This is a genomic window from Chitinilyticum litopenaei DSM 21440 (assembly GCF_000428145.1).
Classification (GTDB): Bacteria; Pseudomonadota; Gammaproteobacteria; order Burkholderiales; family Chitinibacteraceae; genus Chitinilyticum; species Chitinilyticum litopenaei.
The window spans coordinates 135371-148991 of sequence record NZ_ATZJ01000007.1 but is presented as its reverse complement, the minus strand read 5'-3'; the positions used below and the strand labels follow the sequence as shown (position 1 = coordinate 148991).

At 63.2% G+C, this 13621-nt stretch carries 15 protein-coding genes; 7 read left to right on the top strand and 8 right to left on the bottom strand.

Features of this window, described 5'->3' with window-relative positions; all coding sequences use genetic code 11:
• A partial coding sequence (locus tag C515_RS0105170) for a hypothetical protein (RefSeq protein ID WP_028454671.1) occupies positions 1-556 on the top strand: 556 nt, incomplete at its 5' end.
• A 126-nt stretch (positions 557-682) separates the two neighbouring features.
• Here C515_RS0105170 and C515_RS0105165 read toward each other — a convergent pair.
• The 4 genes from C515_RS0105165 to flgA form a co-directional block, all read right to left on the bottom strand.
• Complete coding sequence (locus tag C515_RS0105165; RefSeq protein WP_144290351.1) at positions 683-1003, bottom strand: hypothetical protein; 321 nt, start codon at positions 1001-1003, stop codon at positions 683-685.
• 367 nt (positions 1004-1370) lie between these two features.
• Positions 1371-1634, bottom strand: a complete 264-nt coding sequence (locus tag C515_RS0105155) for a hypothetical protein (protein WP_028454669.1) — start codon at positions 1632-1634, stop codon at positions 1371-1373.
• A gap of 77 nt (positions 1635-1711) precedes the next feature.
• The gene (locus C515_RS0105150) at positions 1712-2185 is read right to left on the bottom strand and encodes a hypothetical protein (protein ID WP_028454668.1); all 474 of its coding nucleotides are present in this window, start codon (positions 2183-2185) and stop codon (positions 1712-1714) included.
• 225 nt (positions 2186-2410) lie between these two features.
• A complete protein-coding gene (gene flgA / locus C515_RS0105145; protein ID WP_028454667.1) occupies positions 2411-3115 on the bottom strand; it encodes a flagellar basal body P-ring formation chaperone FlgA in 705 nt (234 codons plus the stop codon).
• 97 nt (positions 3116-3212) lie between these two features.
• Between flgA and C515_RS19595 the strand changes: the two genes are divergently transcribed.
• The gene (locus C515_RS19595; RefSeq protein WP_051304651.1) at positions 3213-4796 is read left to right on the top strand and encodes a DNA recombination protein RmuC; all 1584 of its coding nucleotides are present in this window, start codon (positions 3213-3215) and stop codon (positions 4794-4796) included.
• A gap of 98 nt (positions 4797-4894) precedes the next feature.
• A complete protein-coding gene (locus tag C515_RS19590) occupies positions 4895-5158 on the top strand; it encodes a hypothetical protein (protein WP_043648141.1) in 264 nt (87 codons plus the stop codon).
• A gap of 43 nt (positions 5159-5201) precedes the next feature.
• On the opposite strand, the gene C515_RS0105130 is transcribed toward C515_RS19590, so the two are convergent.
• On the bottom strand, positions 5202-5579 hold the full coding sequence (locus tag C515_RS0105130; protein WP_028454666.1) for a VanZ family protein: 378 nt from the start codon (positions 5577-5579) through the stop codon (positions 5202-5204).
• Positions 5569-6225: a Smr/MutS family protein gene (locus C515_RS0105125; protein WP_144290350.1), complete on the bottom strand. Its 657-nt coding sequence runs from the start codon at positions 6223-6225 to the stop codon at positions 5569-5571. The genes C515_RS0105130 and C515_RS0105125 overlap by 11 nt, the downstream gene beginning before the upstream one ends.
• A 180-nt stretch (positions 6226-6405) precedes the next feature.
• On the opposite strand from C515_RS0105125, the gene C515_RS0105120 reads away from it, so the two are divergent.
• On the top strand, positions 6406-8076 hold the full coding sequence (locus C515_RS0105120) for a SulP family inorganic anion transporter (RefSeq protein WP_211233979.1): 1671 nt from the start codon (positions 6406-6408) through the stop codon (positions 8074-8076).
• Between the two features lie 624 nt (positions 8077-8700).
• Here C515_RS0105120 and ppk2 read toward each other — a convergent pair.
• Complete coding sequence (gene ppk2 / locus C515_RS0105110; RefSeq protein ID WP_028454663.1) at positions 8701-9513, bottom strand: polyphosphate kinase 2; 813 nt, start codon at positions 9511-9513, stop codon at positions 8701-8703.
• Positions 9514-9655: 142 nt separating this feature from the next.
• Positions 9656-10030, bottom strand: a complete 375-nt coding sequence (locus C515_RS0105105) for a hemerythrin domain-containing protein (protein WP_028454662.1) — start codon at positions 10028-10030, stop codon at positions 9656-9658.
• Between the two features lie 110 nt (positions 10031-10140).
• Here C515_RS0105105 and C515_RS0105100 point away from each other — a divergent pair, with 110 nt between their 5' ends.
• The 3 genes from C515_RS0105100 to ytfE all read left to right on the top strand — a co-directional run bounded on the left by C515_RS0105100 (position 10141) and on the right by ytfE (position 13618).
• Positions 10141-12408, top strand: a complete 2268-nt coding sequence (locus tag C515_RS0105100; protein WP_028454661.1) for a nitric-oxide reductase large subunit — start codon at positions 10141-10143, stop codon at positions 12406-12408.
• Positions 12409-12470: 62 nt separating this feature from the next.
• Positions 12471-12740 carry a DUF2249 domain-containing protein gene (locus C515_RS0105095; protein WP_028454660.1) on the top strand — a complete coding sequence of 90 codons (270 nt, stop codon included), beginning with the start codon at positions 12471-12473 and terminating at the stop codon, positions 12738-12740.
• A gap of 158 nt (positions 12741-12898) precedes the next feature.
• A complete protein-coding gene (gene ytfE, locus C515_RS0105090) occupies positions 12899-13618 on the top strand; it encodes an iron-sulfur cluster repair protein YtfE (protein ID WP_028454659.1) in 720 nt (239 codons plus the stop codon).
• The last annotated feature ends 3 nt before the right edge of the window (positions 13619-13621 follow it).

Below are 13621 nucleotides of genomic sequence, written 5' to 3'. Positions count from 1 at the left end.
AATCCCCGTGGCCAAGATCGCGTTTATCGGCCCCCTGATCGGCGCGCTGATCCGCCCGGTCGGCGGCACGATTTCCGACAAGCTCGGCGGCGCCAAAGTAACCCTGGTGGTCTTTGCCGGCATGGCAGCCGGCGTGCTCGGCGTGCTGTCGGCGTTGCCGGCCATGGCCGGCGGCTCGCCGGTCGGCGGCAACTGGACCATGTTCCTGCTCAGCTTCCTGTGGCTGTTCGCCTGGGCCGGCATCGGCAACGGCTCGACTTACAAAATGATCCCCACCATTTTCTCGACCCTGTGCAAGCGTGAAGCGGCAGGCAAGGGCGAGGCGGAAGAAAAGAAATCCTTGCTGCGCGGCGTGAAGGAATCGGCCGCCGCCGCCGGCTTCATCAGCGCGATCGGCGCCTACGGCGGCTTCTTCATCCCGCAGAGCTTCGGCCTGTCGATGAAGAATACCGGCGGCCCGGAAGTGGCGCTGTACTGCTTCCTCGCGTTCTACGTGACCTGCGTGCTGATCACCTGGTACTTCTACGCCCGCAAGAACGCACCGCTGCCGTGCTGAAACAAGGCCAAACCCGAACGCTCTGCACTCATACCCGCCGGTGACGGCGGGTTTTTTTCGTGGGATGGGGCCGGCGGTAGCGCGTGATTGGATTTGCCGGCGGCGCACAGAGCGACAACAATGCGCTCAACACGTCAACAAGCCCGTGTCGAGCGCAAGCGTGCAGTTTGTGCCAACACGGTCGCCATTTGGCGGGTAGATGAAGATGAGCAGTGTGCGATCTGCCAGCGTGATCCTGCCGAACTCGGCAGTTTCGGGAAAAGCGGCACTGGCATTGGCATGGACAAGATCGGCAGGCACCGGGTTATGTCGCAAGCGGCTGGCGATGTAATGCGCATGGGCAATCAGCGTGGCCTGCTTGCTGCTTTCCAGCTCATTCAACACCGCGCCGTACCGGCTGATCAGATAGATGAAACAGGCGAACACCAGCTCGATGGCCAGCAGCAAATGCGCCCAGACGGGCCCCCGTAGCTTCATTGCCGTGCACCTGCCTGCCTGTGGGGTGTGGCTGCTTCGATCCTGGCTTTGAGCTGCTGTACGGCATCCAGCTCGGCCTGTGCCTTGGGCAGGGCGCGGGCGATATCGAAACAGACATTGCAAAGCCACAAGGCAATGAGGGCAAGCGATAGCGGAGCAAGAGCACTGGGGAGGCGAAATCGGGGCGGGCGGGGCGCTGTCATGCGGTGGTTTGGGCGGTGATGATTGGCAGACCTCGACTGTAACGTAATTTCTGACGAATCGTGTCAATTTATGGATTTGTACTGCTTGCCTGTACGCAACAGCAGGCAGCGTCATCAGTCGTAGCCGGCCAGCCTTAATGGCCTTCCCCGCGCCAGCGCCCCGGCGCCTGCAGCAGACGGTCGTCGTGGTAGTGTTCGCGGCAGGCTTGGGCAAAGCTGGCTGCCTGTGCCGCGTCGGCCTGGAATCGCACGAATTCGGCCGAACTGATCGCGTAGTACTCCTCGTAATCCACCAGCGCATTGCTGACCGGGATGGACAGATAATGCTGGCCATTGCCGGCGTGCACGCCCAGCGCGTAGCGCTGCTGGCGGTCGTAAAACAGATCGCGGTAGGCCATGGTTATTTGCTATGTGTATATGGCTGCAGCCAATCCATGAAAAGGGCTGCTGGCAAATAGGGTGTGGTGTATGTGCGTCAGAAGTCAAACCACGCGCCGCCGTGCGCGCCGATCACGCCGCCGACAGTGGCAACCAGCCCCAGCCCCAGCAGCAGCCAGTGCAGGCGCTGCAGCAGGCTCATCGTTCCGGCCGGGTCGTGCCGGGCACGTTCATGCAGCTTGCGGTGCAGCACGATGGGCTCCAGCACGAAGAGCATCAGCGTGAACACCGCCCAGGTGGCGATCATTGCCCACAGCCACCAGGTATCCAGCAGCCGCGCCCAGCCGTCGGTCAGCCACAACATCGCCAGCCCCGAAACCAGAGTGAGCTGCGTGGTGATGCGCGCCTGCGTGGCAAAGCGCCGCTCCAGCGCATCAAACGTGGCGTAGTCGCTGCCTTGTCTGCGCAGCGCCGGCAGCAGCACGGTGGTGACAAACGCCACGCCGCCGATCCACAGCAGCACGGCCAGCACATGCAGGCCGCGCCAGAGTGCGTAGGCATTCCATTCCATTTCCTATGTTCTCCTGTAGGGGCGATCGGGTCGGCCTTCCATGAAGTCCTGGCGCCGGTCTTGCCGTCTGCTGTAAAGGGGGCTTCCGCGCCGCATTGGCAGGGCATCACCGCCAGGGATGCCCGGCATTTCGCCGTGTGCCGTGATGGCCTGCCATTTTCGGGGGCTGCCGCCGGCGCGGGCACTGGCTCGGATGAGTCCGGTCTGCCCGGTTCAGACAGGAATTTACTGCCCGACTTCCACTTCGCCGCTGGCGCGCGCAATGCCGCTGATCACGCTGCCATTGCCGACCCGCACGCGTACCGGGCTCCCCTCGGTGGCGTTGGCGAGCGCCGTGCCTTCGTTGGCGATTTCCATGCCATCTTGCCGGAATACCACCCTTACGCGCTGGTTTTGCTGGATGACGATGGCGGCACGCAGCATTTCGCGGCGCAGCGGCTGGCCGGCCGGCACGGCGGTATTGAGCGTGCGGCCGATGGCGTGCGCCGGGTCGAGAATCACCGAGCCGGGCAGGTTGGCCAGATCGCCCTGCTGGGCGGCCAGATCCTGCGCATCAATGGTCTGGTTGGCGGCCAGCGGGCGGGTGGCCGTGAAATAGGTCACCTGCATGCTGATCTGCGCCGGCACATTCAGCGACCAGCTCGCCCCGCCGGTGCAGCGCACGCGCAGCAGCACATTGCCGACCAGGCGCTGGCCCGAGGGCACGCTGACTTCCATGCTGCTGCAGGCATCGAGCCGCAGGCGCGAATCCACCTTGCCAATGCTGTAGGACGCGTTGCCCGGCACGGCAGCCAGCGCGTTGTCCAGCCATCTGGCCACGGTGCGCTGGATCTCGGCATGATTCTGCTGCGGGGCATCGGCGGCCTGCGCGGCGCCGGTGGCCAGCGCCAGCATCAGGGCGCTGCGGGTGAGGAGGGCGGCGGTTTTCATGTCCGCGATTATAGGCGCAGCAGGGGGGATCGCCTACAATCGGCGGACTTTTTGCCCGGGCTCTTCGGCCCGGCTCTCTTTCAGGAAGGTGTCAACCGTGATCGAACTGCTCTTTGGCATCAGCACCATTGTGGTCTTGCTGGCCGGTGCGCTGGTGGTGTTCCGGCTCAATGCGCTGGGACAAAACCAGAAACAGCTGCAGGAGCAGCTGCTGGCCGAACTGGATGGGCGCCACCGGCAATTGCTGGCCGAGCTGCAGCAGGGGCTGGCGCGCCAGAGTGAGGCCACGCACAGCGCGCTCACCCAGCACGGCGCGCTGCTCAATGACGCGGTCAATGCCTCCGCGCAGCGCCTGGGTGACGGCCTGGGCCAGGCCTTTGAGCGCCTGCGCGCAGGCGTGGGCAATGAACTCAACCAGTCGCGCGAGACGCTGCAGCGGCTGGCCGCCCAGCAGGCCGAGAGCAGCGGCGCGCTGCAACTGGCGCTCACCCGCAGCCTGGCCGAATCGCGCGAACTGCAGCAGGGCAAGCTCGCCGAGCTCAGCGACAGCCTGCAGCAACGGCTGGATGCGCTGCGCCAGAGCACCAGCGCCAGCCTCGGAGAAACCCGCGAGCTGGTTCTCAAGCAATTGTCCGACATCGCCGCCACGCTGCAGGGCAAGCAGGATGCGCTGCGCGAGGATGTGCTGCTCAAGCTCTCGACCATGCTCTCCGAGCAGGCCAAGCGCGAGATGGACATGCTGCAAAGCATGCTGACCGCCTCCACGCAGCAGCTCACGGCCAGCGTGGGTGAACTCACCAAGACCGCCGACGGCCGCCTGGCCGAAATTTCCGGCAAGGTGAACGAGCGCCTGGACGAAGGCTTCAAGAAAACCAACGAAACCTTCGCCAATGTGATGGCGCGGCTGGCCACCATCGACGAGGCGCAAAAGAAGATCGACGGCTTGACCACCAATGTCGTCAGCCTGCAGGAGCTGCTGGGTGACAAGCGCAGCCGCGGCGCCTTTGGCGAGGTGCAGCTGGAGCACCTGATCAGCAATGTGCTGCCCCAGCAGGTGTACGAACTGCAGGCCTCGCTACCCAACGGCACGCGCGCCGACTGCCTGCTGCGCCTGCCCGAGCCCACCGGCACGGTGGCCGTGGATGCGAAGTTCCCGCTGGAGAACTACCACCGCATGTTCGCCGCCGGCGAGGACAGAACGGTTGCGCAGCGCGCCTTCAAGGCGGATGTGAAGAAACACATCGACGACATCAGCGGCAAATACATCATTCCCAATGTCACGGCGGACGGTGCGGTGATGTTCGTGCCGGCCGAAGCGGTGTTCGCCGAAATCCACGCCTACCACCCGGAACTCGTGCAGTACGCGATGGGCAAGCGCGTGTGGATCGTGTCGCCGACGACGCTGATGGCCGTGCTCAACACCGCGCGCGCGGTGATCAAGGATGTGGAAACGCGCAAGCAGGTGCACATCATCCAGGAAGCGCTGGGCAAGCTGTCCGCCGAATTCGGCCGCTTCGACAAGCGGATGAAGAAGCTGGCCGATCACATCCGCATGGCGCATGACGATGCGCAGGAAGTCAGCATCACCAGCGAGAAGATCTCGAAGCGCTTCAGCGAGATCGAGCAGGTGAAGCTTGAAGACCTGCAGCCGGCAGCTGGGCAAGCCTTGCTGGAGCAGTAGGGCGTATGGGGCTACGAGCCTTTTTTTTTCAAAGGTCGTGGCGCCATAGGTCAAGGCATGAGGCCAAGGTGAGCCGCACTGTCTGAGAAGGAGCTGAAATGTTGCTACAGATGGGAGTGCTAGCCATCAGCATTGCGCTGCTGGCATACCAGCTCTGGGTAAGCCGGCTGGTGATTCGCTCAACGGCCTTTGATTCAAGGCAGAAATGCCTGCAGCTCGTACTTGTCTGGCTGGTCCCGCTGTTTGCTGCGCTGCTGGTGCATGCTGTTCAGCGGGCCGATGCGCAGAAGCGCACCTGCGATCCGGATCATCACTTCGTGGAAAACAGCCTGGATGTTAGTCAGGGGGGGCTGGACCGCTGAGCCTGTGCAGGTGCTCCGGTTTCATCCCCCTGACTCGCGTGTCCTATGCGAGCGGCCTTGCTTGCGGAAACACGCGCTGAAACAGGATGCCGAGCAGCACACCCAGCAGCGCACCGGCGCCATTGGCCAGCATGTCCGCCACATCGAAACTGCGATACGGCGTGAGCGCCTGCGCGAATTCGACGGCGACCCCCATCGCTGTGCAGGCGAGCCACACCGGCAAGGGGCGCGGGCAGTTCCACATTGCCAGCAGCGCCAGTCCGCCGTAGCCGGCGAAGTGCTGCAGCTTGTCGCCACCGGGGGCGACGGGGCCGGACAGCGGAATCAGCGAGCCGATCCAGATGGCCAGCGCCCACAGGCTGAGCGCAGCTCGGCGGGCGAGGGTCATGGCGCGCGAAGGCTGACGGGCATCAGCGCTCATGGTTGCCCTTGATCAGTACCAGTACCGCGCCACTGCCGCCGTCGAAGGGGCGCGCCTGGCAGAAGGCCAGCACTTCGTCGCGTTGCGCCAGCCAGTTTTTCAGTTTCAGTTTCAGCACCGGCTCCTTGTTCTTCGAGCCCAGGCCCTTGCCGTGCACGATGCGCACGCAGCGGCGGTTTTCCACGCGGCAGCGGTGCAGGAATTCGCCAACGACCGGGCGAGCGTATTCGCTGGTCAGCCCGTGCAGGTCCAGCTCGCCCTGCACGATCCACTCGCCGCGCCGCAGTTTTTTCAGCGAGTCGGGGCGTACGCCCGGGCGCAGATAGAGCAGTTCTTCACCGGTTTCCAGTTCGTCCCAGGGCCAGAAGTCGGTCATCGCATCGCGCATCACGCGCGCCTCGTCACGCCAGCGCTGTACCGGATGTGGTGAAGGGTATACGGGCGGGTGCTCGTAACGGTCATTGTTGTAGGGCAATACCCCCTGCATGGCTTGCCGGAACAGTTCCCGCTCGCTCAAGACCGGCGCCGGCTGCGCACGCGGCGCCTGCGCGCGCTCGAGCATCTGCTGGCGCGCCTGCGTTTTCATGGCGCGTGCCAGTGGCTTGAGCGCGTCGTGAAAGGGAGAGGTCTTGCTCGATTTGGCCATGGTGGCGCAGTCTAGCCAGTCGGGCGAGCGGCTACAAGCGTGGCCGGCTATGCTGCGTGTACGGTCTCTTGCGCGTGCCAGAGGCCAGCTTGTCCGGTGCCCTGCAGCGCATGCTGCATGCCGCTGAGCCGTCGTGCGCGTCGGCAGGTCAACCCTCAGAAAGCAATGGAAATCCCTTTCATGAACCATTCAACGGCGAACCATTCAACGACCGCGAATGCGGCTCCCGCAGGCTCCGGCCTGCGTTTTGACCTGATTGCCGGCCTGATCGCCGCCACGGTGGTGATTCCCAAGGCCATGGCCTATGCCACGGTGGCCGGGCTGCCGGTTGCGGTCGGCCTGTATACGGCCTTCGTGCCGCTGATCGTGTATGCCCTGCTGGGCTCGTCGCGAGCGCTGAGCGTCACGTCAACCACCACGCTGGCCATCCTCACCGGCACCCAGCTGGCGCTGGTTGTTCCGGATGGCGACCCGGCCCGTTTGCTGACAGCGGCAGCCACGCTGACCGCGCTGGTTGGCCTGTTGCTGGTTGCCGCTGCCGTCCTGCGCCTCGGCTTTGTCGCCAATTTCATTTCAACGCCGGTACTGACTGGCTTCAAGACCGGCATCGGTCTGGTCATCGTGCTCGACCAGCTGCCCAAGCTGCTGGGCATCCACATCCACAAGGAAAATTTCTTCCAGGATGCGCTGAGCATCGTGCAGCATCTGCCGGAAACGTCGCTGCTGACGCTGCTTGTAGCGGGGCTGACGCTGTTGCTGCTGCTTGGCATGGAAAAACTGTGGCCGCATTCGCCAGCGCCGCTGGTGGCGGTGGGCGGCGGCATCGCGGCATCCTGGCTGTTTGGCCTGCAGGGGCAGGGCGTCTCGACCGTGGGGCTGATTCCGCAGGGGCTGCCGGCACTGGTCATGCCCGATCTGGCGCTGGTGCAGCTCTTGCTGCCCGGGGCACTCGGCATCGCGCTGATGAGCTTCACCGAATCGATTGCCGCCGGGCGCGCCTTTGCAAGGCCGGACGAGCCGGCAATCAATGCCAATCGCGAGCTGGTCGCTACGGGGGCGGCGAATCTCGCCGGCGCGGTGCTGGGCGCCATGCCCGGCGGTGGCGGCACCTCGCAGACGGCCGTGGTGCGCGCTGCCGGCGGGCGCACGCAGAGGGCCAGTCTGGTCACTGCCGGTGTGGCGCTGGCGACCATGCTGCTGTTTGCGCCCTTGCTGGGGCTGTTGCCCAATGCCGTGCTGGCGGCAGTGGTGATTGTCTACTCGCTGGGCCTGATCCAGCCGGCCGAATTTCGCGCCATTCGCCAGATCCGCACGATGGAGTTCCGCTGGGCGGTCGTGGCCTGCCTGGGGGTGCTGCTGTTTGGCACGCTGCAAGGCATCGTGATTGCCATCATCGTGTCGCTGATCGGCCTGGCCAGCCAGACGGCCAGGCCGCGCGTTTCGGTGCTGGCGCACAAACCGGGCACCGACATCCTGCGGCCGGTTTCGCCCGACCATCCGGATGACGAACAATTTCCGGGCTTGCTCATGGTGCGCCCGGAAGGCCGGATCTTCTTCATCAATGCCCAGACGCTGGCTGAGGCCCTGCAGGATTTGCTGAAACAATACCAGCCGCAGGTGGTGGTGCTCGATCTGAGCCGGGTGCCCGATATCGAATATTCCGCCCTGCAGATGCTGATCGAAGGCGAGCGGCGCATGACTGCGCAAGGCGTAACGCTGTGGCTGGCCGGGCTGAATCCGGGTGTGCTGGATGCCGTGCGCCATGCCGGGCTGGATGTCCGGCTGGGGCGCGAGCGCCTCATCTTCAATGCCAAGACCGCGCTGGCGCACTATCTGGAACGCACTTCCTGATGGTATACATTGCCACCCATCGAACTGCAGCCTATTGCAGTGATGACCTTCATTTATATACCCCTATTTCATTCCTGATAATGTCTCTCTTTCAGAACCCCTTTTTCGTCATGCCCGCGAAGGCGGGCATCCTGAGCAACGCTTGATTTCACGCCGTCATCTGGATTCCCGCGTACGCGGGAATGACGATTCTGCAGCAGAGACATAATCAGGATTGCATTTGTGTGGCCTGGCTAGGCTCTGTTGAGGTTTGATTAATTTTTACGCGATGGGCTATTTTGCCCCAGTACCAGGCATTTGCCACGCCGCAGTACGGGTACTGTAAGTGGCAAATAACGCCGTAATGGGGCAAAAGAGCCCATCGCCCGCAGGGCAGCCCCGCCACTCTTGCCGAATGCTTTGTCGCCAATGCTCGTCAATACCCGTATTGACTTGCGCTTGGCTTCGCGCAGGCTACGTTGGCGGGGCTGCGTAAAAACTAATCAAACCTCAACAGAGCCTAAGCATCCGTTTCCGCAAGGGTGAGCGACCGGCAGGCGGCGTGCGGCAGGAAAAAGCCCCGGACTGCTGGCGCAGTGCGGGGCCTGGCGTGTACTGAGGCGCAGCTGGGGTGCGAAAGCGCGCTCAGTAGTGTTCCTTGATGATGCGGAAGGGATAGTTGCTTTCCTTGTAGCGGCCGATCTTGCGCTTGGGCAGCTTCACTTCTTCCTGCGGCAAGGCCTCGTAGGGTACCTGCTCCAGCAGGTGGCGGATGACGTTGAGCCGCACGCGTTTCTTGTCTTCCGAGCGGGCCACGTGCCATGGCGCCCAAGAGGTGTCGGTGGCGGCGAACATGGCATCGCGCGCTTCGGTGTAATCATCCCAGCGGTCGAAGGACTTGACGTCCATCGGCGAGAGCTTCCAGGTCTTGCGGCCGTCGTTGATGCGGTCGCGCAGGCGGCGCTCCTGTTCTTCCGGGCTGACTTCCAGCCAGTATTTCAGCAGGATGATGCCCGATTCGACCATGGCGCGCTCCATCATGGGGGCGACTTCAAGGAAACGCTCGACCTGTTCCTTGCTGCAAAAGCCCATCACGCGCTCGACGCCGGCGCGGTTGTACCAGCTGCGGTCAAAAATCACGACCTCGCCGGCGGCCGGAAAGTGATTCATGTAGCGCTGGACGTACATCTGCGTTTTCTCGCGCTCGGTCGGCGCCGGCAGCGCCACGACCCGGAAAATGCGCGGGCTGACGCGTTCGGTGATGGCCTTGATGGTGCCGCCCTTGCCGGCGCCGTCACGCCCCTCGAAAACGACGCAGACCTTCAGCCCCTTGGCAACCACCCACTGCTGCAGCTTCACCAGTTCGACATGCAGGTGCTTGAGTTCCTTCAGATAGCTTTTGTTGTCCAGTGCACCTGGCTCGCTGGCCGATGCGGTTTTTTTGCCTGACTTGCTCATGCGTTTTCCCCTTGTGAATTGGCTTGCCGGGCCTGATCGCCAGCGTAATCGCCAAGTATCTTCAATTAAGCACAAATCAGCCAGGGAAATATCGCTTTGCGCCAGGCTGGCAGGGTGTGGCGCGGATGATTGCTGCTTACTGTCACGCATTACTGCATGAGTTGGCATGCGTCTGCAGCGCCGGAAACAGCTCGCGTTCTTCAAAGCGCACGTGCGCTTCCAGCCGCTGGGCGAATTCCGCCAGTGCGGCCAGTTCGCCCTTGTGCAGCCGGTGCATCAGCGCGCGCAGCGCGGCGTGGTCGTCATTGAAGCGTGAGGCCAGTTGCGGCAGTGCGGCCAGTGCCGGTGCGAACTGCGCTTCTTCTTCAACAAAGTGCTTTTCCAGTTCGGCCAGAAAGGCGGGCGAGGGCTGCAGTGCAGCCAGCTCGCTGTCTGCTGCGCGCTGGATGCGCTTGGCCAGTACCAGCGCCGGGTGGTGTTCGCGCGAGAAGTGGATCAGTGCCGGGCTGCGTTTCATGGTTGTGCTCCTGACCTTGTTCCGGTTTTAAACATGCAAATATTTTACATGTTTAAAATGGCCGTGCATAATGTGCATACAAAATACATTTTATGATCAAGGAGAGTGCAATGGGCACATTGAGCAGGAGGTGGCGCGGCTTGCTGGCCGTGTTCGTGCTGTCGTTTGCCGTGCTGGGCTGGATCGGGCGCGAGATCTATCTCGCCAAGCCGCCGATCCCGGCGCAGATCGTCAGCGCAAGCGGCGAAGTGCTGTACAAGGGTGAGCAGATCCAGCAGGGCCAGTCGGCCTGGCAGGCAGCGGGCGGGCAGCAGGTCGGCTCGGTCTGGGGGCATGGCAGCTATGTGGCGCCGGACTGGTCGGCCGACTGGCTGCACCGTGAAATTGTCGGCCTGCAGGACGTGCTGGCGCAAAAGCAGTTCGGCCGAGCGTTTGCCGCGCTGAATGTCGCAGATCAGGCGGCAATCACCGCGCAGGTGAAAGCGGAAATGCGCCGCAATCGCTATGACCCGGCAACGGATACGCTGACCGTCAGCACCGAGCGTGCGCAGGTGATTGCACAGCTGGCGCGGCATTATTCCGGCCTGTTCGGTACTGATACGGCGCTCAATGGCCTGCGCGAAGACTACGCGATGATGCCGGGCAGCATCCGTGATGCCGCCGATCTGCAGGCCTTGCCGGCGTTCTTCTTCTGGTCGTCGTGGTCGGCCGCTACTGACCGGCCGGGCGAGACGAACCTCAGCTACACCAGCAACTGGCCGCACGAGCCGCTGATCGGCAATACGCCGACGGCGGGGGCCGGCATGTGGTCGATTGCCAGCGTGATCCTGCTGATTGCCGGCATCGCTGCGATGATCTGGTACCACAACGCGCACAAGGACGAGGGCGACCCGGTCGCACCGAACGCCGATCCGCTGTTCAATCTCAAGCCCACCGGCTCGATGCTGGCTACGCGCAAGTATTTCTTCGTGGTGATCACGCTGATCCTGCTGCAGGTGGTGATGGGGATTGTTTCCGCGCATTACTCGGTGGAAGGGCAGACCTTCTTCGGCCTGCCGCTGGGTGAAATCCTGCCTTTTGTTGCCAGCCGTACGATGCACACTCAACTGGGTGTGCTGTGGATCGCTACCGCCTGGCTGGCAACCGGGCTGTATATCTCGCCGGCGCTCTCAAACCATGAGCCGAAACTGCAGAAGCTGGGCGTGAACGTGCTGTTCTGGGCGCTGATCGTAGTGGCGCTCGGGTCGCTCGCCTGTGGCTGGGTCGGCACGCAGGAACGGCTGGGCAGCAGCTTTGCCTTCTGGCTGGGCAATCAGGGTCTGGAATTCACCAGCATGGGGCGCATCTGGCAGATCGGTCTGTTCATCGGCCTGATGCTGTGGCTGCTGCTGATGGGGCGTGCGCTGTGGCCGGCGCTGAAAAAGCCGGGTGAAAGCCGTGGCCTGATCGCGATGGTGTTCCTGTCGGCGATGTGCATCGGCCTCTTTTATGCCAGCTCGCTGATGTGGGGCCAGCGCAGCCACTATTCGATGATCGAATACTGGCGCTGGTGGCTGGTGCATCTGTGGGTGGAAGGTTTCTTCGAAGTGTTCGCCACCGCCGTGATCGCGCTGATCTTCAGCCGCCTGGGTCTGATCCGCTCAAGTACCGCCAATGCCGCGATTGTGCTCGAAACCATCGTCTTTCTGTTCGGCGGCATTCTCGGCACCTTGCATCATCTGTATTTCACCGGCACGCCGACGGCGGTGATCGCCATCGGAGCGGTGTTCTCGGCGCTGGAAGTGGTGCCGCTGACGCTGATCGGTTTCGACGCTGTGGCGATGTATCGCCGCAGCAAGGCCGCGCCCTGGGTGGCCGCGTATCGCTGGCCGATCCTGTGCTTTGTCGCGGTCGGTTTCTGGAACATGGTCGGCGCCGGCTTGCTGGGCTTTGCCATCAATCCGCCGATTGCACTGTATTACGTGCAGGGTCTCAACATGACCCCGGCGCACGGCCATGCCGCTTTGTTTGGTGTGTACGGCATGCTCGGCATCGGCCTGATGCTGTTCTGCCTGCGCGGCCTGTATCCGCGCGAAAACTGGCAGGACAAGCCGCTGGCCATCGCCTTCTGGAGCATGAATATCGGCCTGGCCATGATGGTGTTCATGTCGCTGCTGCCGGCGGGCATCTATCAGGCCTATCACAGCGTCAGCAGTGGCCTGTGGCTGGCCCGCTCGGCCGAGATCGTGCAGTCGCCGGTGATGCATGCCTTTGTCTGGCTGCGCGTGCCGGGCGACATCGTGTTCTCGATTGGCGTGCTGTTCCTGGCGCTGTTTGCCTGGCGCCTGCTGCTGGGCGCGCGTCGCCGCGCGGCTGAGCTTGCTGCTGCCCGCGTCTGATCGATTCATCCATTTTTTGGCAGGCCAGCCGGCCTGCCCTGCAAACCTTGAGGAGAAACACCATGGCCCACGATTGTTCCATTCCCGTCATCCAGGACGGCACCTACGGTTTTGACGCGCGCGGCATTGCCCGGCGTTTTCGCCATGCGGCGATTTTCGGCGCGCTCAACGCCTTGCAGCCCGGCGAAACCATGCGTTTCTGCAATGACCACGATCCGCTGCCGCTCTTGGCGCAGATCGAGCAGTTCTTCGGCGCGCGCGTGCGCATCGAGTACGTGCAGCGCGAGCCGGGCGAGATCGTGATTGATTTCCGCATTCTGGCTGCGGCCTGATTGCCGCCGCGATCTGTTTGCCAAAGCCGAAATCAACCACAGAGACACCGAGGCGCAGAGAAAACCGCTGGCAGCAAAGGCCTCCCGACTTTTCGGCGCGCTTCGTCTTTCCTCTGTGCCTCTGTGGTGAACGTTTTTGATTTTCTGGAGAGCCCACCATGACTACCCCGCAAATGCCCATCGACGCCGCGCAGGCCATCGGCCAGATCGCTGTGGCGCTGCCCGGATCGACTGCCGTATTCCGCCGCCTGAAACTCGACTACTGCTGTGGCGGCCAGATCAGCCTCAAGCAGGCGGCAGCCGATAAAGGGCTGGCTATCGAGCCGATTCTGATCGAGCTGGCCGCCTTGCAGCGCAGCGATGCTGCGCCGCAATTCGCCAGCGCTTCCGAGCTGATCGACCACATTCTGGTTCGTTTTCACGACGTGCACCGTGCCCAGCTGCCCGAGCTGATCGCGATGGCCAAGCGCGTCGAAGCCGTGCATCGCGACCATCCGGAAACACCAGCCGGTCTGGCTGCGCTGCTGGCGGAGATCGAAGGCGAGCTGCTGGAGCACATGCAGAAGGAAGAACAGGTGCTGTTCCCGATGCTGAAATCGGGCGGGAATCCCTTCGTCGTTCATCCGATCGGCATGATGCGCAGCGAGCACGTCGAACACGGCGCGAATCTGGACAGGCTGGCTGCGCTGACCCGTGACATGACGCCGCCGGCGGAGGCGTGCACGACCTGGCGCGCGCTCTACGCGGGCCTGCGGCAGCTGGCGGATGATCTCGTCAGCCACATCCATCTGGAAAACAATGTGCTGTTCCCGCAGTTCGAGGCTCCGCCGGCAGATACCGGCTGTGGCTCGGGCGGCTGCGCGTGCAGCGGGGAGTAAAAC